This is a genomic window from Streptomyces similanensis (assembly GCF_039543625.1).
Taxonomy (GTDB): Bacteria; Actinomycetota; Actinomycetes; order Streptomycetales; family Streptomycetaceae; genus Streptomyces; species Streptomyces similanensis.
On record NZ_BAABKC010000112.1, the window covers coordinates 14,382 to 37,906 of the forward strand.

The 23,525-nt window shown below is 74.4% G+C and carries 17 protein-coding genes; 12 read left to right on the forward strand and 5 right to left on the reverse strand.

The features are described from left to right. Positions 1 to 61 precede the first annotated feature (61 nt). On the forward strand, positions 62 to 625 hold the full coding sequence (locus ABEB07_RS31415; protein WP_345671433.1) for a GNAT family N-acetyltransferase: 564 nt from the start codon (positions 62 to 64) through the stop codon (positions 623 to 625). A 48-nt stretch (positions 626 to 673) separates the two neighbouring features. On the opposite strand, the gene ABEB07_RS31420 is transcribed toward ABEB07_RS31415, so the two are convergent. After that, entirely contained in the window at positions 674 to 1,444 is a 771-nt protein-coding gene (locus ABEB07_RS31420; RefSeq protein ID WP_345671434.1) for a TetR/AcrR family transcriptional regulator, read from the reverse strand. A gap of 111 nt (positions 1,445 to 1,555) precedes the next feature. Here ABEB07_RS31420 and ABEB07_RS31425 point away from each other — a divergent pair, with 111 nt between their 5' ends. Further along, a complete protein-coding gene (locus ABEB07_RS31425) occupies positions 1,556 to 1,942 on the forward strand; it encodes a VOC family protein (RefSeq protein ID WP_345671435.1) in 387 nt (128 codons plus the stop codon). Between the two features lie 18 nt (positions 1,943 to 1,960). Continuing rightward, positions 1,961 to 2,296, forward strand: a complete 336-nt coding sequence (locus ABEB07_RS31430) for an NIPSNAP family protein (protein ID WP_345671436.1) — start codon at positions 1,961 to 1,963, stop codon at positions 2,294 to 2,296. Positions 2,297 to 2,335: 39 nt separating this feature from the next. Here ABEB07_RS31430 and ABEB07_RS31435 read toward each other — a convergent pair whose 3' ends face one another. Beyond that, positions 2,336 to 2,788 carry a glutaredoxin domain-containing protein gene (locus tag ABEB07_RS31435; RefSeq protein WP_345671437.1) on the reverse strand — a complete coding sequence of 151 codons (453 nt, stop codon included), beginning with the start codon at positions 2,786 to 2,788 and terminating at the stop codon, positions 2,336 to 2,338. A gap of 199 nt (positions 2,789 to 2,987) precedes the next feature. Between ABEB07_RS31435 and ABEB07_RS31440 the strand changes: the two genes are divergently transcribed. Continuing rightward, the gene (locus tag ABEB07_RS31440) at positions 2,988 to 3,797 is read left to right on the forward strand and encodes an alpha/beta fold hydrolase (RefSeq protein ID WP_345671438.1); all 810 of its coding nucleotides are present in this window, start codon (positions 2,988 to 2,990) and stop codon (positions 3,795 to 3,797) included. On the opposite strand, the gene ABEB07_RS31445 is transcribed toward ABEB07_RS31440, so the two are convergent. The 3 genes from ABEB07_RS31445 to ABEB07_RS31455 form a co-directional block, all read right to left on the reverse strand. Further along, on the reverse strand, positions 3,794 to 4,528 hold the full coding sequence (locus ABEB07_RS31445) for a S1 family peptidase (protein ID WP_345671439.1): 735 nt from the start codon (positions 4,526 to 4,528) through the stop codon (positions 3,794 to 3,796). The genes ABEB07_RS31440 and ABEB07_RS31445 overlap by 4 nt on opposite strands. Positions 4,529 to 4,667: 139 nt before the next feature. Continuing rightward, complete coding sequence (locus ABEB07_RS31450) at positions 4,668 to 5,744, reverse strand: polyprenyl synthetase family protein (RefSeq protein WP_345671440.1); 1,077 nt, start codon at positions 5,742 to 5,744, stop codon at positions 4,668 to 4,670. A 95-nt stretch (positions 5,745 to 5,839) separates the two neighbouring features. Further along, a complete protein-coding gene (locus tag ABEB07_RS31455; RefSeq protein WP_176146887.1) occupies positions 5,840 to 6,505 on the reverse strand; it encodes a response regulator in 666 nt (221 codons plus the stop codon). A 374-nt stretch (positions 6,506 to 6,879) separates the two neighbouring features. Here ABEB07_RS31455 and ABEB07_RS31460 point away from each other — a divergent pair, with 374 nt between their 5' ends. The 8 genes from ABEB07_RS31460 to ABEB07_RS31495 are packed head-to-tail and all read left to right on the forward strand — an operon-like array spanning position 6,880 to position 23,486. Continuing rightward, positions 6,880 to 7,044: a lysine biosynthesis protein LysW gene (locus ABEB07_RS31460; protein WP_164584908.1), complete on the forward strand. Its 165-nt coding sequence runs from the start codon at positions 6,880 to 6,882 to the stop codon at positions 7,042 to 7,044. Then, entirely contained in the window at positions 7,041 to 8,381 is a 1,341-nt protein-coding gene (locus tag ABEB07_RS31465) for an MFS transporter (protein ID WP_345671442.1), read from the forward strand. Before ABEB07_RS31460 ends, ABEB07_RS31465 begins: the two co-directional genes overlap by 4 nt. Before the next feature lie 21 nt (positions 8,382 to 8,402). Next, a complete protein-coding gene (locus ABEB07_RS31470) occupies positions 8,403 to 13,337 on the forward strand; it encodes an amino acid adenylation domain-containing protein (protein ID WP_345671443.1) in 4,935 nt (1,644 codons plus the stop codon). After that, positions 13,334 to 16,606 (forward strand): amino acid adenylation domain-containing protein, encoded by a 3,273-nt coding sequence (locus ABEB07_RS31475; protein WP_345671445.1) that lies wholly within the window; start codon positions 13,334 to 13,336, stop codon positions 16,604 to 16,606. Before ABEB07_RS31470 ends, ABEB07_RS31475 begins: the two co-directional genes overlap by 4 nt. Beyond that, positions 16,596 to 20,558: a non-ribosomal peptide synthetase gene (locus ABEB07_RS31480; RefSeq protein WP_345671446.1), complete on the forward strand. Its 3,963-nt coding sequence runs from the start codon at positions 16,596 to 16,598 to the stop codon at positions 20,556 to 20,558. The genes ABEB07_RS31475 and ABEB07_RS31480 overlap by 11 nt, the downstream gene beginning before the upstream one ends. Further along, positions 20,555 to 21,553, forward strand: coding sequence for a transketolase (locus ABEB07_RS31485; protein ID WP_345671447.1), 999 nt, complete (start codon positions 20,555 to 20,557; stop codon positions 21,551 to 21,553). Before ABEB07_RS31480 ends, ABEB07_RS31485 begins: the two co-directional genes overlap by 4 nt. After that, the gene (locus tag ABEB07_RS31490) at positions 21,550 to 22,515 is read left to right on the forward strand and encodes a transketolase family protein (RefSeq protein WP_345671448.1); all 966 of its coding nucleotides are present in this window, start codon (positions 21,550 to 21,552) and stop codon (positions 22,513 to 22,515) included. Before ABEB07_RS31485 ends, ABEB07_RS31490 begins: the two co-directional genes overlap by 4 nt. Further along, positions 22,512 to 23,486: an aspartyl/asparaginyl beta-hydroxylase domain-containing protein gene (locus tag ABEB07_RS31495; protein WP_345671449.1), complete on the forward strand. Its 975-nt coding sequence runs from the start codon at positions 22,512 to 22,514 to the stop codon at positions 23,484 to 23,486. The genes ABEB07_RS31490 and ABEB07_RS31495 overlap by 4 nt, the downstream gene beginning before the upstream one ends. Positions 23,487 to 23,525 lie beyond the last annotated feature (39 nt).

The following is a 23,525-nucleotide window of genomic DNA, read 5'->3' on the forward strand; positions in this document are numbered from 1 at the left end:
GCCGCACGGAAGGACCGGGCGTACCGCTCCGGGCGCCCGCACCGTGCGTAGGGTCACCGGTATGACGATCAACGTACGCCGATCCCGTCCGGAAGATCACGCGGCGATCCTGTCGCTCATGGACGCGGCCCGCGGAGCGGGGCTCAGCGACGAGGAACGGGCGCGTCGCGGATTCGTGCAGGGCAACCTGACCGGCGAACTCCTCGACCGTTTCGAGGAGGGGCCGGGCGTCTTCGTCGCCGACGCCGCGGGAGAGCTGGCCGGGTTCGCGATCACGAGCGAGCCGAGCCGCCTCCCGCCGCACCATCCGGCCGCGGCGGCAGTCGCCGCGGTCCTCGGGGCGGCGGACGGGCGCGACCTGGGCCGCCTCTTCCTCTACGGCCCCGTCGCCGTCGACGAACGCTTCCAGGGGCGCGGGGTGCTGACGCGGCTGCTCACCGCGCTCTGCCGCGCCCTGGCGGACGACTTCGACCTCGCGGTCGCCTTCGTGGAGACGGCCAACGAGCGTTCCCTGGACGTCCACCGGCACTACGGGATGACCGAGGCCGCCCGCTTCGAGGCGGCCGGACGCGCCTACGTCGCCTTCACCTTCTCCCCGGCGGCCTTCGCGCGGGCACGGCCCTGAGGCGCGCCTGCCGGGCGCGCGGACGTCGCCCGGCCGGCGGGTGACCCGCTAGCGGGCACGGCTCGCGACGAGCTGGGCGAGGCCGTCCAGGACGCGCTCCAAACCGAAGGCGAAGGCGTGCTCGGGGTCGTGCATGCCCTGGTGGGCTTCGCCCGCGGCGCTTCCCACCCGGGCCGCGAGGGGGAACCGGGCAGGGTCGAACACCTTGGCCAGAAGGGGTGCGTGGGCCGCCCACCACTGCCCGTCGGACAGGGCGCTGTCGCGGACGGCGGCCTGGGTGTCGAGGTCGGCGCGGGCGACGGACTGGACGAAGCCGAGCAGGAAGGTGAGGGCTGCGTCCCGCTCGACGTCGTCGAGGCCGAGGCCGTCGAACGCGGCCAGTTCGTGTTCGTACTTGGTCATGAGTCCCGGACCCAGCGGCGGGCGCGCGGTGGGCAGGGTCGCCACCCAGGGGTGGCGCCGGTAGAGGTCGCGGTTCTCGTGCGCGACGGCCGCCACCCTCGTACGCCACGGCGCGGCCGTGTGATCGGTGCGCGGCATCCGCCAGTAGGCGGCGTCCAGCATGAGAGCGAGCAGTTCCGCCTTGCCCGGGACGTACGTGTACAGCGTCATCGGCGTGACGCCCAGCCGCTGGGCGACGCCGCGCATGGTCAGCGCGTCCAGCCCGCCCGAGTCGGCGAGTTCGACGGCGGCCCGGACGACCGCGTCGACCGTCAGACCCTGCTTGGGGCCGCGCCGGGGGCCGCCTCGGTCCGGCTCGCGCCACAGCAGTTCCAGGGTGCGGGCCGGATCGTCCGCGCCGCTTCGTTCCTTGACCATGCGCCCATCCTCCCCCCTGGGAGGCCGGGTCCTCAGCCCACCCCTTCCACTCTGTACGTTGTATAGAGTACTTTGTACAGAGTTTGTTGGTCCCGAGCGCCAGGAGAAGCCATGAAGATCACTTCCACCGCCGTCTCCCTGACCGTCGACGACGTCCCCGCCTCCGCCGCGTTCCTGACCGCGCACTTCGGCTTCCAGGAGGCCATGGCCGCTGAAGGCTTCGCCTCGCTGGTCCGCGAGGACGCCGCCGATGTGATCTTCCTGCGGCGCGGCATCGAGGTCCTCCCCGAAGACGTCCGGGACCAGCGCGCCGCGGGGGTGCTCATCGCGTTCACGGTGGCCGACCTGGACGCCGAGTACGAGCGACTGCGGGCCGAGGGCGTCCGCGTCACCATGCCGCTGCGGGAGGAGCCGTGGGGCGAACGCCTCTTCCAGGTCACCGACCCGAACGGCGTGATCCTCCAGCTCGTGTCCTGGACCGCACCCGACGGGCGGTGAGCGCGTTAGCCTTGCGGGGTGATTACCTGCGTAGTCGAGTACGTGATCGATCCGTCCGAGATCGAGGCGTTCGAGCGGTTCGGTAACCGCTGGATGCGGCTGGTGGCCCGACACGGCGGAACGCACCACGGGTACTTCCTGCCGGCCGAGGGGGCCAGCGACAAGGCGCTCGCCCTGTTCAGCTTTCCCAGCCTCGCGGCCTACGAGCGGTACCGGACCCTGTTCGGCAACGATCCGGAGTTCATCGAGGCGGACCGCATCAGGGACGACAGCGGCTGCGTACTGCGCTACGAACGCACCTTCATGCGCCCGCTGCTCCCCGAGCCCCCGCGGGAGGGCACCGGGGACCGCTGACCGCGCCCGCGCGTCCCGGCCGCCGCGTGGGAGGCGGCGCTACGAACGGGGGCCGGGAGACGGCGCGGAGAGCTGGTCGCGCACCCAGGCGGGATCGGGGTTGGTGTGCGGCCGGCCCGCCACGACGACGGTCGGCACGGTCTCGTTCCCGTCGTTGGCGGCCCGCACCGCCGCCGCTCCCGCCGGGTCGCGCCAGATGTCGACCCAGTGCGCCGCGCGGGCGGCGCGGCCCAGCCGGAGGCGCAGGCGTACGCAGTACGCGCAGCCCGGCCGCCAGAAGACAATGGGCCGGCCGTCGGCCGCACTGCGCCGCTGCGCCTCCCGCGCGCCGACCGAACGCGGGAAGACCAGGGGCGAGTTCACCCCCGCGAGCGCCAGGAACGCCAGCAGGAGTGCGGTGGCCCCGCCCGGGTCTCCCGCGAAGAACTCTCCCGTCGCGGCGACCGAGCCGCAGAGCGCGAACAGGGTCGGCACAGTCCACACGCGCATCATGGTGACGCAGGCTACCGGTGATCCGAGGCGTTCGCTTAGGCGGCCAGGTCAGGTCAGGCCGGGCCGGTGCGGATGCGGATGCGGATGCGGGGGAGCGCACGGCGCCGGCCGGACGCCGGCGCTGCCCGCGGCGGAATCGCGACATCGGTCGGCGGGCCGGCCCGTGGCGCGGGCCGCCCCGCCGCAGGAGGGTGGATCCATGCCATGGATCAGCTACCGGGCGGACGACGCCTGCCTCCTGCACGCCGCCGCCATCGGCGCCGGACCCACGGTGGTCCTCCTGCACGCGGGCGGCCCCGACCACACCAGCATGCTGCCGCTCGCCGAACGGCTCGCCGACCGGCACCGCGTCGTCCTGCCGGACCTGCGCGGCTACGGCCGCTCGGTTTGCACCGACCCGGCCCGCCACACCTGGGCCCGCTACACGGCCGACGTGATCCGCCTCCTGGACCACCTCGGCGTCGCGCGTGCCGTACTCGCCGGTGCGGGCCTCGGCTCCACGATCACGCTCAGGACGGCCGCCGCCCACCCGGACCGGGTGCGCGCCGCCGTGCTGATCGGGGTGGAGGACATCGAGGAGGACGACGCCGCCAGGGAGGCGGAGGTCCGCTTCCTCGACGCGTTCGCCGCCCGGATCGCGACCGGGGGGCTGGAGGCCGCCTGGGCGCCGATCCTCGGCCGACTCCCGCCGATGGTGGGCGCCATGGTGCGCGACGCCCTGCCCCGCTGCGACCCGGCGAGCATCGCGGCCGCCGCGGCCATCGGACGCGACCGGGCCTTCCGAAGCGTCGCCGACCTCGCCGCCGTCACCGCGCCGGCCCTGGTCTTCCCCGGCGCCGACCCGCGTCACCCGACGGCACTCGCCCGCCGGGTGGCCGCCACCCTGCCCGGCGGCCGGCTCGCCGCGCCCGCCCTCGACGCCCGGCTGCGCACCGCCGAGGACCTGGCCGCCGCCGTCGCCCCGGCCGTCCGCGCCTTCCTGAACGCCTTGGACACGGACCCCGACTAGCGGCGGACGACCGAGCGGATCCAGGCCAGTTGCCGGCTGATCTCGCCGGCCTCGGCGACGTGCTCCCGGTCGGAGCCGTCGAAGACGCCGAGGAGGACTTCGGCGCCGCGCGGGGCGGTGCTCATCACCGGGCCGCCGGAGTCGCCGCCGGCGGGAATGCCGGACACCTTCTCCATGCAGAAGTCCGAGCCGCCCGGGGCGGTGTGACCCGCGCAGCGCGGATCGTCCTGCCGTACGACCCGCAGCGTCGACTGCTTGAGCACGGGGGACTGGCACGTGTTCTCGTCGCCGGTACAGGTGGCGCCCCAGCCGTACTGCCGTACGACCTGGCCCGGACGGACCCCGGTCGCAGCCAGGCGCGCCGGGCGGATCTTCATGGGCGTCACCTTGATCAGCAGCATGTCGGCGCGCGCGCTCCCGACGCGCTTGCCGGGCAGCGGCCTGACCGTGACTCCCTTGCGCATGTCGAGGCTGCCCACCCGGAACGAGATCCGTTTGTCGGCGACCGGCTGCCCCTGCTCGTAGAAGCAGTGCGAGGCGCTGATGATCCACTGGGCGGTGACCGCCGTGCCGGTGCACGCCGGTTTCCCGTCGACGAGCATGCGCACCGCCCACGGGCCGTAGTCGCTCCTGGCTCCGCCGATGACGGCGGAGGCCGGCGCGGCGGACAGGGCCCCGCCCGTCACCAGCAGGAAGAGGGTCAGCAACAGGACACGAACTCGACGCACCATCAAAACGGCTCCTCTCGTCGGCGCACGGGCCGTACGCCCGGGGAGAGGGGCCGGAAGGCCGGAAAGTTCCCTTTCGTACGCGAAAAGCCGCTGGAGCGCCGCGTGTTCACCCGCCCGTGCGCGGCCGCCGCCGGGGAGGTCACCGGGCGCGTCGCGCGGCCCACAGCGGCAGCCGTTCGAAGAAGTCGACGGCCTCCGCGCGCCACCGCGGCCGCCAGCCGGCCGCGATGGCGGCCGCCTCCTCGGCGGTACGGCGGATGTCCGCGCGCATCCGTGCGTCCACGCCGTGCCGGCCGGCGAGGCCGCGGACCTGCTCGACGGTGCCGGCCGGGCAGCCGGGGTCGGCGAGCGCCGACTCCACCAGCTCGCGTTCCGGGCCGGTCGCCGCCGCCAGGACCGCGCACACCGCGTAACTGCGGCGGCCCGCGCGCAGATCCGACCCGGCCGCCCGGCCGGTCGCGTCGGCGTCGCCGAACAGGTCCAGGTAGTCGTCGCACATCTGGCCGCCGATCCCGACCAGCGTCGCGTACCGCGCGAGTTCGCCCTCGTGGGCGGCCGGGTCCGCGCCCGCCGCGAGCAGGCCCAGCCGCAACGGGGCGAGCACCGAGTACCGGGCGCTCTTGTACTCGGACACCAGGTCCAGCAGCGCGCGGTCGGGCAGCGGGCCGAAGTCGCGTTCGAGGTCGAGGAACTGTCCGACGACGGTGTCCGCGCCCACCGTCGCCTGCACGGCCGCCATCGCCTGCCGCAGCTCACCGGGCACGGGCGCGGTGAGCAGCACCCGCACCGACAGGAACGCGGCCAGGTCCCCGGCGAGGACCGCCAGCCCCAGCGCCGTCTGCGGACGGTCGGCGAAGCGCTCGCGGTAGGCGTAGTACACCGACGGCGCTCCCCGGCGCACCGGGGAGTCGTCGACGATGTCGTCGTGGATCAGGCCGTGGGTCTGGAGCAACTCGACGCTGAGCGCGGCCTCCTCCAGCCCGGCCACCGCCTCGGAGGTCACCAGCCGGGCCGCCTCGTACAGCAGCGCGACGCGCAGCCGCTTCCCGCCGCGCAACGACATGTCCCGCACCAGTGCCAGGGCCTCGGGCGCGAACGAACCGAGCGGGGACAGCTGGTGGGCGACCGTGTCGAAGTAGTCGGCGAACCGGGCGTCGAAGCGGTCCCGGTGTGCGGTGAGCCGGTCACGGACACCGGTCTCGGTCTCGGCGGGCATGGCTCTCTCCGGGGCGCTCGGCAAAAGCGGGACGGCGCCGGCGGGCACCGTCGGTCCGCATTCAACACCACCGCGCCGAACGCGCCCGCACCCGCTCAGGCCGACTGGATCAGTCCGGCCCGGTAGGCGAGCGAGACGAGCTGGACGCGGTCGCGCACGTCGAGTTTGCAGCGCAGCCGGTAGAGGTGGGTGCGTACGGTGGTCACTCCGATCGACAGCTGCTCGGCGACCTCCTCCGTGGAGTGGCCGTGTGCCAGCAGGGTCAGCACCTGGCGCTCGCGGGCGGTGATCTCCTCGGTGGGGATGCGCAACGCCTCGCTGCGGCCGCGGCTGTCGCGCCGGTACCAGTCGACGAGCCGGGTGGCGATCTGCGGAGCGAGTGTCGTCTGGCCCTTGGCGGCGGACCGTACGGCGGCGCTCAGCTCCTGCCCCGTGGCGCCGCGGACCAGTACGCCGTTGACACCGAGGTGCAGCAGGCTGACGAGGGTCTCGTCGTCGTCGTTCATGGCCAGCGCCACGACGCGGGGCGGCGTCTCTCCGGGCTCACGGAGGAGTCGGCGGATCATCTCCGTGCCGTTGATGCCCTGGAGGTCCAGACCGGTCACGACCACGTCGGGCCGCTGGGCGCGCGCCATCATGATCGCTTCCATACCGCTGTTGGTGGTGCCAATGACCAGCATGTCCGGTTCGGCCTCGATGAGACTGCGAAGCCCGTCAAGAACGATCGGCAGGTCGTTGCAGACCAGTACTCGAAGGGACATTTGTCATCCTTGGGTCGGGGATGGTGACACCCTCTTCGTTCAGCCGCATCACGCTATCAGCATCTGATCTGCACATGACCCTTTCATATCAAGGGAGATGGCATCTCTTGACGTGCGACAACAAGGCTTCGGCTCCTGTCGGTCCTGTCAAGACGTCCTCCATGAACATCCCGTGGCGCCGGCCCCGCGCCCGGTGCCCCGGCCGGAACGGACGCGCGCCGTCCGCACCGCTGTGAGCCGGGGTAAGCGCAGCGTTGAACAGCCCTGCGACGCAGGTCAATGCGGCGCGGACGACCGCCCGGAAAGCGGTGGGTAGGTTCGGCCGTCGGTGGCGCCCGCAGCCACCGCATCCGAACCGGTTTCAGGAGGTCCCCATGGTCGTCTGTCCTGAGTGCGAGGAGGGGCTGGCTCTCCCGGCCGGGTCCAGGAAGGGCGAGATCCTCGACTGCTCCGGGTGTGCGAGCGAGCTCGAAATCCTCGCCCTCGACCCGGTCCTGGTCGCCCTGGCGCCCGAGGTCGAGGAGGACTGGGGCGAGTGACCGGGCACCGCTCCCTCCTGGGCAACCGTGACTTCATGGTCTTCTGGGCCGGAGACACGGTTGCCCAGTTCGGCAGCCAGGTCACGCTCCTGGCCGTGCCGCTGACCGCCGCGGTCACCCTGAAGGTGGACGCGAAGGCGATGGGTGTGCTGAACGCCGCCTCCTACCTTCCGTTCCTGGTGCTGACCCTGTTCGCCGGCGTCTGGGCCGACCGCTACCGGCGCCGGCCGGTGATGCTGGCGAGCACCCTGTGCCGCGCCGCCCTGCTCGCCCTCATCCCCCTGCTGGCCGCCCTGGACGAGCTGAACCTCGGCTACCTGGTCGCGGTCGCGCTCGCCGTCGGCGTGTTCACGGTCCTGTTCGAAGTGACGTACCAGTCGTATCTGCCGTCGCTGGTGGACCGCGACAACCTGATGGAGGGCAACAGCAAGCTCCAGGTCAGCGCGTCGGCGGCACAGGTCGGCGGTCCGGCCCTGGCGGGCTGGCTGGCGGGCTGGCTGACACCGCAGACGGCGATCCTGGTCAGCGCGATCGCGTTCGCCGTCTCGGCCGGCGGACTCGGTCTGGTCCGCAAGCGGGAGCCCGCCCCGCCCCGGCCCGTCGAACACCCGCCGGTACGGGGGCAGATCGCCGAGGGACTGCGGTTCACCTTCGGCAACCGGGTCCTGCGCGCCTGCGTGCTGGAGGCCGCCACGTACAACATGTTCTGGCTGGTGCTGGAGACCGTCTTCCTGCTCTACGCCACCCGGGAACTGGGTTTCTCGCCCGGGACGGTCGGTCTGGTCCTGGGCGGCGGCGCGGTCGGCTCGCTGGCCGGTTCGCTGATCGCCAAGCGGATCTCCGAGCGCCTCGGCCTCGGCAACACCGTCACGCTCGCGATGGTGCTGGGCTGCGCCGCGCCGGTGCTGGTGCCGCTCGCGGGCGGTCCGCGCCCCGTGGCCCTGGGGCTTCTCCTGCTGTCGTTCTTCATCGGCGGGGTGGGCACCATGGTCGCCAACATCCAGGTCGTGAGTCTGCGGCAGACCATCACACCCAACGCGATGCTGGGCCGGATGAACGCCAGCTACCGCTTCCTGTCCTGGGGCGTGGTGCCGCTGGGCGCGCTGCTGGGCGGCTGGCTCGGCGACTCGATCGGACTGCGCCCGTCGCTGTTCGTGGGCGCGGCCGGCCTCTTCGCCTCGGCGCTGTGGATCGTGTTCTCCCCGATCCGCGCGATGAGCGAACTCCCGCCGCCCGCCGACGACATGGCGGCGGACGCGGCGGACGACGGCGGCACGGACGACGCGGTCGAGGCGAAGACCGGCGATCCGAACGCGGAAGCGGTCGCCGACCACTGAACGGACCGAGAGGCGGAACTCGTGAACACGTTGCCGGTGCAGGAGTTGGTGTCGAGGGCCGCCGAGGCCCGTCCCGAGGCGATCGCCGTCGTCCAGGGAACCCGCCGCCTCACCTATCGGACCCTGGTGCGCCGGGCCGAGTCGCTGGCGCTCCGGCTCCAGGAATCGGGAGTGTCGCCGGGCGACCGCGTGGTGCTGGCCACGACCCGGTCGCCCGAGATGGTGGTCGGCATGCTCGCCGTGCTCCGGGCGGGCGCGGCGTACGTCCCGGTCGACCCCGGCTATCCGGCCCAGCGGCTGGAGTTCCTGATCAGGGACGCCGGCGCCCGCCTGGTGCTCACCGAGCCGGAGGTGCGGCCCGCGCTGCCCGCACTCGACTGCCCGGCCCTCGACGTGCCGCGTGACGAGGACGGCGGCGAGCGGCGAGCGGCCCCCGTGCACACGGACGGGTCGGACCTCGCCTACTGCATCTACACCTCCGGCTCCACCGGCCTGCCCAAGGGCGTGGAGATCGTGCACGAGGGCCTGTCCCACCTGGTCGCCTGGCACCGTGAGGCGTACGGACTGACCCCGCGGGACCGCACCACCCAGATCGCGGGCACCGCCTTCGACGCCTCGGTGTGGGAGATCTGGCCGACGCTCGCCGCCGGCGCCGAACTGCACCTGGCCGCCGAGGAGCACAGCTCGGCGGCCGAACTGGTGGAGTGGCTGACCGGGGCGGGGATCACCGTCTCGTTCCTGCCCACCCCCCTGGCCGAACTGGTGATCGCCGAGAAGTGGCCGACCGGAACCCGGCTGCGCTACCTGCTCACCGGCGGCGACCGGCTGCACCGCCACCCGCCCGCGGGACTGCCGTTCACCCTGGTCAACCACTACGGCCCGACCGAGTGCACCGTCGTCGCCACCGCGGGCGAGGTGCCCGCGGGCGACGAGGACCGCGAGCCGTCCATCGGGCGGCCCATCCGCGGCATCGAGGCCCGGCTGCTCGACGACCGGGGCGCGGACGTGCCCGACGGCGCCGAGGGCGAGCTGTTCCTCGGCGGCACGGGACTGGCCCGCGGCTATCTGAACCGGCCGGAGCTCACCGCGGAGCGCTTCGTCACCCTGGAGCCCGACGGCTCGCGGTACTACCGCACCGGAGACCTCGCCGTGCGCGACCCGGACGGCAGCCTGCGGTTCGTGGGCCGCGCCGACGGCCAGGTCAAGCTGCGCGGCTTCCGGATCGAACTCGGCGAGATCGAGTCCGCGCTGTGCGCCCACCCGCGGATCAGCGGCGCGGCGGTCGCCCTGCGCGAGGACGTCCCCGGCGACCCGAGGCTGGCCGCCTACCCGGTGTTCCGGCCCGGCGAGCGGCCGGACGCCGCCGCACTGCGCTCCTGGCTCGCCGAACGGCTCCCCGGACACCTGGTCCCCGCCTCCTTCACGCCGCTGGACGCGCTGCCGCTCACCCGCAACGGCAAGGTCGACCGGTCCGCCCTGCCGGCCCCCGCCGCGGGCCGCGACGAGCTGGCCGGCGCGTACGTGGCGCCGGCCGAGGGCGTCGAGGCCGACCTCGCGCGGCTGTGGCAGGAGGTGCTCGGCGTGGACCGGGTCGGCGCGCTGGACGACTTCTTCCTGCTGGGCGGCAACTCCCTATCGGCGGCCCGGGTGACGGGACGGCTGCGCGAACGCCTCGCCGTCGAACTGCCGCTCACCGCGGTGTTCGCCGAGCCCACCGTCCGCGGACTGGCCGGCGCGGTGGCCGCCGCGCCCCGGCGCGCGGACGCACGGCCCGAGCCGGCGACCGCCGACCGTTCCGGGCCGCTGCCGCTGTCGCCGTCCCAGCGCCGGATGTGGCTGATGCACGGCCTCGACGACTCCGGCACCACCTACAACGTGCCGCTCGCCTTCGAGCTGACCGGACCGCTGGACGAGGCGGCGCTGCGGCAGGCGCTGCGCTCGGTGGTGGAGCGCCACGAGGCGCTGCGCACACGTTTCGTGGTCGAGGGCGGCACACCCCTCCAGGTCGTCGGCGCCGTGCCCGACCTCGACCTCCCGGTGGTCGAGGTCCGCGACGACGCGGAACGGCTCGGCCGCGCGGAGCGGATCGCCCGGCACCGCTTCGACCTCACCACCGGTCCGCTCATCCGCTGCGAACTGCTGCGCCTGGGGGAGGAACGGCACGTCCTGCTGGCGGTCCTGCACCACATCGTCTTCGACGGCTGGTCGCTCGGCGTGTTCAGCCGCGACCTCGCCGACTGCTACGAGGCGGCCCGCGCCGGCCGCGCGCCCGCGCCGCCCCCGGCCGTGCAGCCCGCGGACCTCGCCGGACAGCTCCAGCACGCGGCGGACGCGGCGGCGCAGGGCCCCCACGCGGAGTACTGGCGCGGCGCGCTGGAGGGCGCGCCGCAGGACCTCGCACTGCCCACCGACTTCGTACGCCCGTCCCGGCCCACCAACCGCGGCGGCCGGGTGAGCCTCGACATCGAGCCCCGGACGCTGGACGCGCTGCGGACCCTGTGCCGGGCCGAGGGCGTCACCCTGTTCATGGCCCTGGCCGCGCTCTGCCAGGCGTATCTGAGCCGGATCACCGGCGCCGAGGACGTGGTGATCGGCAGCCCGGTGGCCGGCCGCGACGCGCCCGGCAGCGAGCCGCTGGTCGGCTGCTTCATCAACACCCTGCCGCTGCGCACCGACCTGAGCGGCGAGCCCGGTTTCCGCGACCTGCTGCACCGGGTCCGCGCCGTCGTCCTGGGCGCGTTCGAGCACCAGGACACGCCGTTCGAGCGGATCGTGGAACTGGCCGCGGCCGGCCGCTCCGCCGACCAGAACCCGGTCTACCAGGTGGTGTTCGCCCTGGAGGACGCGCACCGCGCGGAGTTCGGCCTCGGCCCGCTCAGCGCCACCGTGACCGAACTGGACGCCGGCACCGCGCGCGCGGACCTCAGCTTCTCCGCCACCCCGCACAGCGGCGGCCTGCGGCTCACCGCCGAGTACCGGTCCGACCTGTACGCCCCGGACACCGTCCGCGGGACGCTCGCGACGATCCGCACCCTGCTCGACGCCGCGCTGACCGAGCCCGACCGGCCCTTCACGCTGCTGCCGCTGCTCGACGCGGACGAGTACCACGACCAGGTGCACACCTGGAACGACACCGCGCGCCCCTTCGAGGACGCGGCGACCGTGCACGAGCTGATCGAGCGCCGGGCGGACGCCGCCCCGGACGCGGTCGCGGTGGTGTTCGAGGACCGCGCCGCGCTGACCTACGGCGAGCTGGACCGCCGCGCCAACGCGCTGGCGCACCGGCTGCGCGACCTCGGCGTCGGCCGGGAGAGCCGGGTCGGACTCTGCGTGGAGCGCTCGCCGGAACTGGTGGTCGCCGTCCTCGCGGTGCTCAAGGCCGGCGGCGCGTACGTGCCGCTCGACCCGGCCTACCCCGCCGACCGGCTCGCCTTCATGCTCGCCGACAGCGCCGCCCCGGTCGTGGTGACCCAGTCCGCGGTGCGCGGGCGGCTGCCCGGGACGACGGCCGCGGTGATCGAGCTGGACACCGACGAGACCTGGACCGCGCTGCCCGACACCCGGCCCGAGCCGCTCTCCGGGCCGGACGATCTCGCCTACGTGATCTACACCTCCGGTTCCACCGGACGGCCCAAGGGCGTGCTGATCGAACACCGCTCGGTCTGCAACTTCATGGCCAACGTCCACGAGATGTTCGGCCTCGGCCCCGACGACCGGATGCTCCAGTTCGCCTCGCTGAGCTTCGACGTCTCGGCGTTCGAGATCTTCGGCGCGCTCACCAGCGGCGCCCGGCTCTGCCTCGCCCGGCAGGAGACCCTGCTGTCGGTGCGCGCGCTGAGCCGGTTCATGACCGAGCAGGGCATCACCGTGATGGACATGCCGCCCGCGGTGATGAAGCTGCTGCCCGGGCAGGAGTTCCCGGCGCTGCGGATCGCCTTCGTCGGCGGCGAGGCGTTCTCCGGCGGCCTGGTCGACGACTGGTCGGTCCCCGGCCGGCGCTTCATCAACGGCTACGGACCCACCGAGGGCACCGTGACGGTGATCGCCGAGGAATGCCGCCCCGGCGCCTACGAGGGATCACCGCCGATCGGACGGCCGATGGGCAACATGCGGGCCTACGTCCTGGACCGGCGCCGGCAGCTGCTGCCGACCGGGACACCGGGCGAACTGTGGATCGGCGGCGCCGGACTGGCCCGCGGCTACCTGGGACGGCCCGAGCTGACCGAGGAGCGCTTCAAGCCCGACCCGTTCCTGCCCGACCCGGACGCGCGGATCTACCGGACCGGCGACCTGGTCAGACTGCTGCCCGACGGACGCCTCGACTTCCTCGGCCGGGTCGACGACCAGGTCAAGCTGCGCGGCTTCCGGATCGAACTGGGCGAGGTCGAAACGGTGCTGGCCGAGCACCCGGGGGTGCGCGCCGCCGCCGTGCTGCTGCGCGAGGACAACCCCGGCCACCCGAGGCTGGTCGGGTACGCGGTCGCCGCGGACGACGCCCTCACCGCGGCCGAACTGCGCGCCCACCTGGCGGACCGGCTCCCGGCGCACATGGTGCCGGACGCCTTCGTCCTGCTGGAGGCGCTGCCGCTCAGCCCCAGCGGCAAGATCGACCGCCGCTCGCTGCCGGCTCCCGCCGCGGCCGACCTCACGGCGGCCCGCGCCGTCGTCAAGCCCCGCAACCGCCGTGAACGCACGCTCGCCGAACTCTGGTGCGCCCTCCTGCACGTACCGGAACTCGGCGTGCACGACAACTTCTTCGAACTGGGGGGCAACTCCATCGCCGCGGTGCAGCTGGTGTGGGACATCCACAAGAGCTTCGGAGTGGAGCTCGCGCTCCGCGAGGTGTTCGACCATCCCACCGTGGCCTCGCTCACCCCTCGCATCGAGGCGGCGATGCTCGCCGCGCACGCCGCCCGAGCCTCGTTGGCCGTGGACCCGAAAGGCAGCGCCCGATGACCGAGAACCTTGCCGACCTCTCCGCCGAGGAGCGCGAACGGCTCCTCGACCTGCTCCAGGACGAGGCGGCCGACGGCCCGTCCGACCGGATACCCGCGGCCGCGGCCCACGGTCCCGCCCCGGCCTCGTACGCGCAGCGCCGCCTGTGGTTCGTCGACCGCTTCGACCCCGGCAACCCGGCCTACAACGTGCCGCTGGCGGCCCGGATCACCGGTGACCTCGACCTGGACGCGCTGGCCGCGGCGCTGCGGACGGTGGTGGACCGGCACGCGGCGCTGCGCACCGCCTTCCGCGAGGCAGACGGCGAACCGGTGCAGGTCGTCGCCGGGCGGGCCGAGGTCGAGCTGACCGTCCTGGACCCGGAGCAGGCCGGACCGGTGGACGAGTGGATCACCGCCGAGACGCACCGCGTCTTCGACCTGACCGAGGGCCCGCTGCTGCGCGCGGCGGTGCTGCGCGAGGCGGCCGACTCGCACGTGCTGCTGCTGGTGGCGCACCACGCGGTCGTCGACGGCTGGTCGCTGGGCGTGGTGATGCGCGAACTCGGCGACTACTACGCCCAGTCGAGCGAAGGCCGTACGGTCGAGCAGGCCGCGCCGCCGGTGCAGTACGCGGACTTCGCCGCCTGGCAGCGCGGCCGCCTGGACGACGGCGCGCACCGCGCCGACCTGGAGTACTGGCGTACGTCGCTGCACGGCGCGCCCCCGGTGCTCACGCTGCCCCGGGACCGCCCGGCGCCCGGCGCCGAGCGCTACGCCGGAGAGGTGTGCTCGGCCCGCGTCCCCGCCGGGACGCTGACCGGGCTGCGCGCGCTGGGCGCCTCCGGCGGCGCCTCCACGTTCATGATCACGCTGGCCGCCTTCCAACTGCTGCTCGGCCGGCTGGCCGGCACCGAGGACGTGGTGGTCGGCGTCCCCACGGCCGGCCGCTCCCGGCCCGAACTCGCCGACGCGGTGGGCTGCTTCCTCAACACGCTGGCCCTGCGCGCGGACCTCGGCGGCGAGCCGACCTTCCGCGGCCTGGTGGAGCGGGTCAGCCGCTCCACCCTCGCCGCCTACGAACACCAGGAACTGCCCTTCGAACACCTGGTGGAGGAGCTGCGGCCGGAGCGCGGCGCCGCGCACACCCCCTTCTTCCAGGTGATGTTCAACCACACCAACACGGTGGAGACCGCCGACCGGCTGGGCCCGCTGCCCCTGGAGTTCCTCGAACCGTCCCGCCCGCCCGCCAAGTTCCCGCTCACCCTCTACGCGCGCGAGACCGGCGACGAACTGGTGCTGCAAGCCGTCTTCCAGACCGCGCTGTACCGCCCGGAGCGCGTCGAACACCTCCTCGGCCAGCTCGTCCGGCTGCTGGAACAGGCCGCCGCCGCCCCCGACACGCCGATCTCGCGCCTCTCCCTGGTCCTCCCCGCCGGCGAGCGGACGCTGCCCGATCCCGCGCGGACGCAGAAGGCCGAGCCCCAGCCCACCGTGCGCGACCTGGTGCACGCGCAGCTGGTGCGCGCCCCCGACGCGACGGCCGTGGAGTGCGGCGCCCAGCGCTGGAGCTACGCGGAGCTGTGGGAGCGGGCGGAGGCCATCCGCACCGCCCTCGGCCTGCGCCCCGACAGCGCGGAGCGGCCCGTGGTCGCGGTCTCCGGACACCGCAGCCCGGCCCTGGCCGCGGCGATGCTCGCGGTGCTCGCGGGCGGCGGCGTGCTGGCCACCGTCGACCGGCAGCTGCCCCGGCTGCGCCAGCAGAGCCTGCTGAGCCGGTCCGGCGCCACCCGGGTGGTCCTGGTCACCGCGCCGGAGGACGGCGAGGACTCGCCGCTGCGCCGCGACGGACTGGGCGTGCTGGAGGTGCCCCGGGACACCGGGCTCCCGCTCGGCGACCTCGGGCCGTGCGAGCCGGGCCGCACCTACGGCAGCGAGGCCGGATACCTGTTCTTCACCTCCGGCACGACCGGCGTCCCCAAGGGCGTCCTCGGCCGGGAGAGCGGACTCGCCCACTTCCTGACCTGGCAGCGCGACACCTTCCAGGTCGGCGCCGGCGACCGGACCGCCTTCCTCACCGGGCTCTCCTTCGACGTCGTGCTGCGCGACCTGCTGCTCCCGCTGGTCTCCGGCGCCACCCTGTGCGTGCCCGAGCGGGGCGACGAGCTGCTGCCCGGCGAACTGCCCGGCTGGCTGGCGCGGGAGCGGATCACCGTGCTGCACACGGTGCCCGCGCTCGCGACCGCCTGGCTGGCCGAGCGCCCCGCCGAGGACACCGGGCCCACCGCCCTGCGGCTGGCCTTCTTCGCGGGCGAGCCGCTCACGGACACCTTGGTGGAGCGCTGGCGGGCGGCCCACCCGGACAGCACCGTGGTCAACCTGTACGGCCCGACCGAGACCACCCTCGCCGCCTGCTCCTGGACCGTCCCCCAGCCGCCCGCCGCCGGCGTGCAGCCGGTCGGCCGCCCGCTGCCGGGCGGCCAGGCGCTGGTGCTGAACGCCTCCGGGACGCCCTGCGGGATCGGCGAGGTGGGCGAGATCGTCCTGCGCACCCCGTACCGCAGCCTCGGCTACGTCTGCGTCGAGGAGGAGGAGACGGGCGCACGCACCGCCTTCCGGCCCAACCCGGCCACCGGCGACCCCGACGACCTGCTCTACCACACCGGCGACCTGGGCCGGCACCGGCTGGACGGCACACTGGAGATCCTGGGCCGCAGGGACCGCCAGGTGAAGATCCGCGGCGTGCGCGTCGAACCCGACGAGGTGGCGGCGGTGCTCGCCCGGCACCCGGGCGTCCGCCGGGCCGTCGTCGCGGGCACACCGGCACGCGACGGGGAGGTCCGGCTGACCGCCTACGTGGTGGCCGCCACCGAACCCGCCCCGACCGCCGCCCAGTTGCGCGGCTACCTCGGCAAGCGGCTCCCGGCCGCCGCGGTGCCCGCCGGCTGCCTCTTCCTGGACGCCGTGCCGGTCACCGCCAACGGCAAGACCGACTGGGCGGCGCTCCCGAAGCCGGAGGCGGCCGCCGAGGAGGAGTGGGTGGCGCCCCGCACCGGCACCGAACAGCGGCTGGCCGCGCTGATGGCCGAACTGCTCGGCGTGGACCGGGTCGGCGCGCACAGCGGCTTCTTCGCCCTCGGCGGCCACTCGCTGCTCGCCATGCAGCTGGTCTCCCGCATCGCCGACGCCTTCGGCGTCACCCTGCCGCTCAAGGCGGTGTTCGAGAACCCGACCGTGGCCGGACTCGCCGAGCTGGTCGACGCGGAAGCGGTGCGTGCCGATGGCGACTGACCACCCGGCCGTCCAGGAGCACCCCACCTCGCCGACCCAGCGCCGGCTGTGGCTGGTGGACAGGATCGCGCCCGGCGGCTGCGCCTACACCGTGCCGCTCGCGGTACGCGTCCACGGCGCGCTCGACGAGCGGGCGCTGCGCGCCACCCTGGACCGGATCGTCGCCCGGCACGAGGTGCTGCGCACCACCTTCCACCTCGTCGACGGCGAACCGGTGCAACGGGTGCACCCGGCCCGGCCGCTGCCGCTGGCCGTGCGCGACCTGACCGGCGAGTCCGACGCGCGGCGGTGGGTGGACGAGGCGGTCGAGCGTGCCTCCCGGCAGGTGTTCGACCTGGCGACAGGCCCCCTGTTCACCGCCGAGCTGCTGCGGATCGGCCCGACGGAGCACGTGCTCTCGCTGGCCGCGCACCACATCGTGATCGACGGCTGGTCGCTGGGCCGGCTGCTGTCCGAACTGGAGACCCTCTACGCGGACTTCGCCGCCGGCCGCCCCGACTCGCTGCCGCCGCTGCCGCTCCAGTACGGCGACTACGCGCGCCGCCGAAGCGGCCCGGACGGCGAGGGGTCCGGCGAACGCGAGCGCGCCTACTGGCGCACCGCGCTCGACGGCGCCCCACCGGTGCTGGAACTGCCCTCCGTCCACCCGCGCACCGGCGCCGCCGGGAGCGGAGCCGGAGCGCTGCGCACCGCGCGACTGCCGGCCGCGCTCGCCGAGGACCTGGCCGAGCTGGCGGAGCTGCACGGCGGCACCCTCTTCATGACCCTGCTGACCGCCTTCGACGTGCTGCTCCACCGCTACACCGGACGCACCGACCTGGTCGTCGGCACCCCGGTGGCCGGACGGCTCAGCGCCGACGTCGAGCCGATGATCGGCTGCTTCATCAACACCCTGCCGCTGCGCGTCCGGATCGACCCGCGGCGGACCTTCACCGACCTCCTGGGCGACGTCCGCGAAGTGGCGCTGGGCGCCTACGACCACCAGGCCCTCTCCTTCGAGGAGATCGTCGACGCGGTCCAGCCGGACCGCTCCGCCCCGCTCGCCCCGCTGTTCCAGGTGATGTTCGCGGTCAACAACACCCCGCCGCCCGCCGCGCCCCGCGGTCCGCTGCGTGTCGAGCCGCTGCCCGCGCGGCGCAGCGAGGTGAAGTACGACCTCAACATGTCGGCCGCGTACGGCCCCTCGGGGATCGACCTCGCGGTCGAGTACCGCACCGACCTGTTCGACGAGGGCTGGGTGGACCGGTTCCTCGCCCAGCTGCGCACCCTGCTCCAGGCCGTGGTGGAGGACCCGGACCGGCCCGTCGGGGACCTGCCGGTGCTGCCCGCGGCCGAACGCCGACTGCTGCTGCGCGAGTGGAACGCCACCGCCGTCGACCACCCGCCCGTGGACGCCGTGCACGAGCTGATCCACCGGCAGACGGACCGGACGCCCGAGGCCGTGGCGGTGTCCTTCGAGGGCGCCGAGCTGACCTACCGGGAGCTGGAGGGGCGCGCCAACCGCCTGGCCCACCGGCTGCGCGCGCTCGGCGTGCGGCCGGGTGAGCTGGTGGGCCTGTGCCTGCACCGCTCGACGGAACTGGTGATCGCGCTGCTCGCGGTGCTCAAGGCGGGCGGCGCCTATGTGCCGCTCGACCCGGACCACCCCGAGGAGCGGCTCGCGTTCGTGTGCGAGGACGCCGGGGCGAAGGTGGTGCTCACCCACGCCGCCGCCCGCGACCGGGTGCCCTCGGCCGCCCCGCTGGTGATGGACCTGGACGAGGAGGCCGCCGCCCTGGAACGGTGCACGCCGCACCGGCCCGAGCCGGTCAACGCACCGGACGACACGGCGTACGTCATCTACACCTCCGGCTCCACCGGAACGCCCAAGGGCGTGGTCAACAGCCACCGGGGCATCGTCAACCGGCTGCGCTGGATGCAGGACCGCTTCGGCCTGCGCGGCGACGACACCGTGCTCCAGAAGACGCCGTACGGCTTCGACGTCTCGGTCTGGGAGTTCCTCTGGCCGCTGATGACCGGCGCCCGGCTGGTGGTGGCCCGCCCGGACGGCCACAAGGACCCGCGCTACCTGGCCGGTCTGATCCGCGCCGAACGGGTCACCACCGCCCACTTCGTCCCCTCCATGCTGGAGGTGTTCCTGGAGGTGGAGGAGGTCTCGGACCTCACCTCGCTGCGCCGGGTGGTGTGCAGCGGCGAGGCGCTGCCGGCCGCCCTGGCCCGCCGCTTCCTGGCCGAGGCCGGCCACTGCGGCCTGCACAACCTGTACGGCCCCACCGAGGCGGCCATCGACGTCAGTCACTGGGAGTGCCGCCCCGACGAGCCAGGGCCGGGCGTCCCGATCGGGCGCCCCATCGCCAACACCCGGCTGTACGTGCTCGACGAGCGCGGCGCGCCCGCCCCGGTCGGCGTCCCCGGCGAACTGTGCATCGCCGGCGTCCAGGTGGCGCGGGGCTACCTCAACCGGCCGGAACTCACCGCCGAGCGCTTCGTCACCGACCCCTTCCACGGCGGCCGCATGTACCGCACCGGCGATCTGGCGCGCTGGCGGCCGGACGGCGCGCTGGACTTCCTCGGCCGGCTGGACGACCAGGTGAAGCTGCGCGGCTTCCGCGTCGAACTCGGCGAGGTGGAGGCCGTCGCCGGGGCCGTGGACGGGATCCGCAACGCCGTCGCGCTCGCCCGGGACCAGCGGCTGGTCCTCTACGCCGTCGGCGACCGCGAACGGGTCGACACCGCGCGGCTGAGGGAGGCGATGGGCCGCTCGCTGCCCGAGTACATGGTGCCCGAGACCGTGGTGTGGCTGGCGGAGATCCCGCTGTCGCCCAACGGCAAGGCGGACCGCAAGGCGCTGCCCGACCCCGGCCCGGTCACCGACGAGAGCGAGCACGTCGCGGCCCGGGACGGTCTGGAACTGGCGCTGGTGGCCCTGTGGGAGGACGTCCTCGGCCGTCGTCCCGTCGGCGTCACCGACGACTTCTTCGACCTGGGCGGGACCTCGCTGCGCGCCGTGCGGCTGCTGTCCCGGGTGGCCGCCGAACACGGCCGCGAGCTGCCGCTCTCCTCGCTGTTCGCCGGCGGGGCGACCGTCGAGCGGATGGCCGCCGAGCTGCGGACCGGCCCGTCCGGCGCCTGGTCGCCGATCGTGCCCATCCGGGCCGCCGGCTCCCGGCCGCCGCTGTTCTGCCTGCCGCCCGCGGTCGGCAACGCCCTCAGCTACCTCGACCTGACCCGGCACCTGCCCGAGGACCAGCCGGTGTACGGCCTCCAGTCCTTCGGCCTGGACGCCGGACAGCACCCGGTGGACCTGCTGGAGGAGGCGGTGGAGCACTATCTCGACGCCATCGTCGGCGTGCAGCCGGACGGCCCGTACCACCTCGTCGGCTTCTGCGTCGGCAGTGTGGTCGCCTACGCCGTCGCCCAGCGGCTGCGCGGGACCGGGCGCGAGGTGGCCTCGCTCACCATGCTCGACGGCGGCCCGCCGAACCTCGACAACGGTCTGGAGCAGGCGGACGAGGCCGACCTCGCCGCCTGGTTCGGCTGGGAACTGGGCCGGGCCGCCGACCGGCGCCTGGAGATCGACCCGGACGAGCTGCGCACGGTGCCGCCGGAGCGGCTCACCGAGGAGCTGCTGTCCCGGGCGGCCGCCGCCGACGTCCTGCCCCCGGACACCGCGACCGGCCAGCTGTCCCGGCTGATGGCGGTGTTCAACGCGAACGTCAGGGCGGTGCGCGGGTATCCGCTCACACCGTGGGACGGCCCGCTGACCGCCGTACGCGCCGCCGAGGAGCCGCACAGCCCGGTCACCGGCTGGCAGCGGCTGCTCGACCGGCCGCTGCGGATCCACGACGTCCCCGGCGACCACTACACCATGATGCGACCCCCGCACGTGCCCGCGCTCGCCGAGCTGCTGGCCCGGGCGACCGACCCCGACACCCCCGGCGGTGCCCGATGACCACCACCGACCAGACCGCCACCGACCCGGCCGCCACCGACCCGGCCGCCACCGACCCGGCCGCCACCGATCCGGCCGCCACCGATCCGGCTGCCCCGGAGCCGGCCGCCGCCGATCCGGCTGCCGCAGAGCCGGCCGCCACGGTGACCGATCCGGCCGCCACGGCGACCGCCCGCGCCGGTCTTCCGCTCGCCGAGCGGGCGCTGCGCGTACGGCAGCACATCGTCGCCATGGCGGCGAGCCCCGAGGGGGCGCACATCGGCGGAGCGCTGTCCGCCGCCGACATCCTCACCGCGCTCTACTTCGACGTGCTGCGCGTGCGGCCCGAGGAGCCCGAGTGGCCCGGACGCGACTACTTCCTGCTCAGCAAGGGCCACGCCGCCGCCGGCCTGTACGCGGTGCTCGCCGAGCGCGGCTTCCTGCCCGTCGAGGAGCTGGACACCTACGCCCGCAGCGGCAGCCGCCTGGGCGGCCACCCGCTGCGGACGGTGCCCGGCGTCGAGTTCCCCACCGGCTCGCTCGGCCACGGACTCGCCCTGGGACTCGGACTCGCCCTGGCCGCCCGGCGGGACGGCAGGGACAACCGGGCCTACGTCCTGCTCGGTGACGGCGAACTCCAGGAAGGCAGCGTGTGGGAGGCCGCCGACTCGGCGGCCCGACTCGGCCTCGACAACCTGACCGCCGTGGTGGACCGCAACCGCCTCCAGATCAACGGCAGTTCGCACCGGGGCAACCTGGCCGACCGCTGGCGGGCCTTCGGCTGGCGGGCCGTGGAGATCGACGGCCACGACCTGGACGCGCTGAGCGCCGCACTGCGCGAGCCGCCGGCCGAGCCGGGCGTCCCCACCGTGCTGCTCGCGGACACCGTCAAGGGCAGGGGAGTGCCGTTCCTGGAGAACCGCGCCAAGAGCCACTACGCCCTGCTGTCGCCCACCCTCAGGCACCGGGCCCTCAAGGCCCTCGCCGCCGCGTCGAGGACGGAGCAGGACCGATGACCGCCCACCCGCAGGACCTCGCCGCGACGACGGGCCGCGACGCCTTCCGCCAAGCCCTCACCGAGCACGCCGGACAGGATCCCCGGATCTGGTGCTGCGACTCCGACATGGGCGGCGTCGCGCAGGGCTTCGGCGCCGCCCACCCCGAGCGCTACGTGGACCTCGGCATCGCCGAGGCCACCATGATGACCACGGCCGCGGCCCTCGCCGCCGCCGGCAAGGTCCCCTTCGTCCACACCATGGCCTCCTTCGCCGCCCTGCGCGCCGGCGAGCAGGTCAAGGTGGACATCGCGTACAACAACCTGCCCGTGCACATCGCCGCCACCCACGGCGGCCTCTCCGGCGGCCACTTCGGGCCCACCCACCAGTCCCTGGAGGACATCGCCGTCATGCGGGCCCTGCCCCACATGACGGTCGTCGTCCCCAGCGACTCGGCCACCGCCGCCCGGCTGGTCCCGCTGCTGGCCGGCCTCCCCGGCCCCAGCTACGTACGGCTCGCACGACGTGCCACCGCCCCCGTCGGCCCGGCCGGCCGGCCGTTCGCCCTCGGCCGGGCCGACGTCCTGCGCGAGGGCGGGGACGTGACCCTGGTGGCCTGCGGACCGCAGCCGGTGCTCGCCGCCCTCGGGGCCGCGGACCGGCTCGCCGCCGACGGCCTCGCCGCCACCGTCCTGGACATGGCGACCGTCAAACCGCTCGACGTGCCGGCCCTGGTGGCCGCCGCCGAACGCACCGGCCGGGTGCTCACCGTCGAGGACCACAGCGTCATCGGCGGCCTGGGCAGCGCCGTCGCCGAGGCGCTCGCCGAGCACTGCCCCGTGCCGCTGCGCCGGATCGGCGTGCCCGACCGGTTCTGCGACCGGGTCGGCGGCCACGACGAACTGCTCGCCCACTACGGCATCACCGACGAGCGGGTGTACGAGACCGCGCTCGCCTGGCACAAGGGAGTTGACGTCCTGTGATTTCCGCTCGGCTGCCCCGCACCTACGACCCCGCCCGCCTGGCGGAGGACCTCGACCGGCTGCGCACCCTCCCGCAGGCCCCGCAGCCAGGCCCGTACCACGACGGCGAGTGGACCGGCGTCGACCTCTACGCCCAGGGCGGCGGCAGCGGCCCCGCCCCCCAGCTCGAACCGTTCCGGCCCACCCCCGCGCTCGACCACGCCCCCTACCTCGCCGAGCTGCTGGCCGGCCTCGACGTGCCCAAGCTGATGGTCCGGCTGCTCACCCTGCCGCCGGGCGCCGACATCGGCGAGCACAACGACGCCGGCTGCAACCCCCAGTTCGGCTCCGTGCGGCTGCACGTGCCGATCCGGACCCACCCGGACGTGGTCATGGTCGTCGACGGCGAGCGGATGCGCTGGCAGCCGGGCGAGCTGTGGTGGGGAGACTTCTCCAAGCGCCACTGGCTGCGCAACGACAGCGAGGTCACCCGGGTGCACCTGGTGATCGACGTGCTGATCAACGACTTCGTGCTCGGTCTCTTCCCGCCCGAGCTGGTCGCGCGCTGGCGCGAGGAGGGCACGGGCATCTCGGCGTACCGGCCGCCGCTGCCCCGCGACGACGCCGCGCTGGAGCGGTTCACCGGCGGCTTCCTGCTGCCGAACCAGCTGATGCCCCTGTTCGGCGGCGGCAAGGGCCTGGAGTCTCTGGTCGACGGGGCGGTCGCCGAGCTGACCGCGCGGGACGGGCGCCTGGTCGTCGGACTGAACGGCGAACCGGCCTGCGCGCTGGAGCGGGTGGCCGGGAGCACCTTCTCCGTGGTGGGCCAACCGGCGGGCGTCGCCTGGGAGTTCGACGAGTCCGCGGTGCCCACCGTGGTGGTGCGGGGAGTGCCGGAGGACCTCTACGCGGCCCAGCTCGGCTTCCAGCGCGGCCCGGTCGTCGCCGAGCAGCGTTTCCCCCTCGAACGGGTGGCGAAGGCGGTCTCCTGAACCCGGCCCGGTAGCCTGCCCTGCGGGCAGCGGAACCAG

Excerpts from the sequence above, each read along its gene's own strand:
- ABEB07_RS31490 (WP_345671448.1), top strand. The coding sequence starts at position 21,550 with ATGACCGCCCACCCGCAGGACCTCGCCGCGACGACGGGCCGCGACGCC.
- ABEB07_RS31450 (WP_345671440.1), bottom strand. The coding sequence starts at position 5,744 with ATGCCCGCCGAGACCGAGACCGGTGTCCGTGACCGGCTCACCGCACAC.
- ABEB07_RS31480 (WP_345671446.1), top strand. The coding sequence starts at position 16,596 with ATGGCGACTGACCACCCGGCCGTCCAGGAGCACCCCACCTCGCCGACC.
- ABEB07_RS31445 (WP_345671439.1), bottom strand. The coding sequence starts at position 4,528 with ATGGTGCGTCGAGTTCGTGTCCTGTTGCTGACCCTCTTCCTGCTGGTG.
- ABEB07_RS31415 (WP_345671433.1), top strand. The coding sequence starts at position 62 with ATGACGATCAACGTACGCCGATCCCGTCCGGAAGATCACGCGGCGATC.
- ABEB07_RS31440 (WP_345671438.1), top strand. The coding sequence starts at position 2,988 with ATGCCATGGATCAGCTACCGGGCGGACGACGCCTGCCTCCTGCACGCC.
- ABEB07_RS31475 (WP_345671445.1), top strand. The coding sequence starts at position 13,334 with ATGACCGAGAACCTTGCCGACCTCTCCGCCGAGGAGCGCGAACGGCTC.
- ABEB07_RS31420 (WP_345671434.1), bottom strand. The coding sequence starts at position 1,444 with ATGGTCAAGGAACGAAGCGGCGCGGACGATCCGGCCCGCACCCTGGAA.
- ABEB07_RS31485 (WP_345671447.1), top strand. The coding sequence starts at position 20,555 with ATGACCACCACCGACCAGACCGCCACCGACCCGGCCGCCACCGACCCG.
- ABEB07_RS31425 (WP_345671435.1), top strand. The coding sequence starts at position 1,556 with ATGAAGATCACTTCCACCGCCGTCTCCCTGACCGTCGACGACGTCCCC.
- ABEB07_RS31455 (WP_176146887.1), bottom strand. The coding sequence starts at position 6,505 with ATGTCCCTTCGAGTACTGGTCTGCAACGACCTGCCGATCGTTCTTGAC.
- ABEB07_RS31435 (WP_345671437.1), bottom strand. The coding sequence starts at position 2,788 with ATGATGCGCGTGTGGACTGTGCCGACCCTGTTCGCGCTCTGCGGCTCG.
- ABEB07_RS31460 (WP_164584908.1), top strand. The coding sequence starts at position 6,880 with ATGGTCGTCTGTCCTGAGTGCGAGGAGGGGCTGGCTCTCCCGGCCGGG.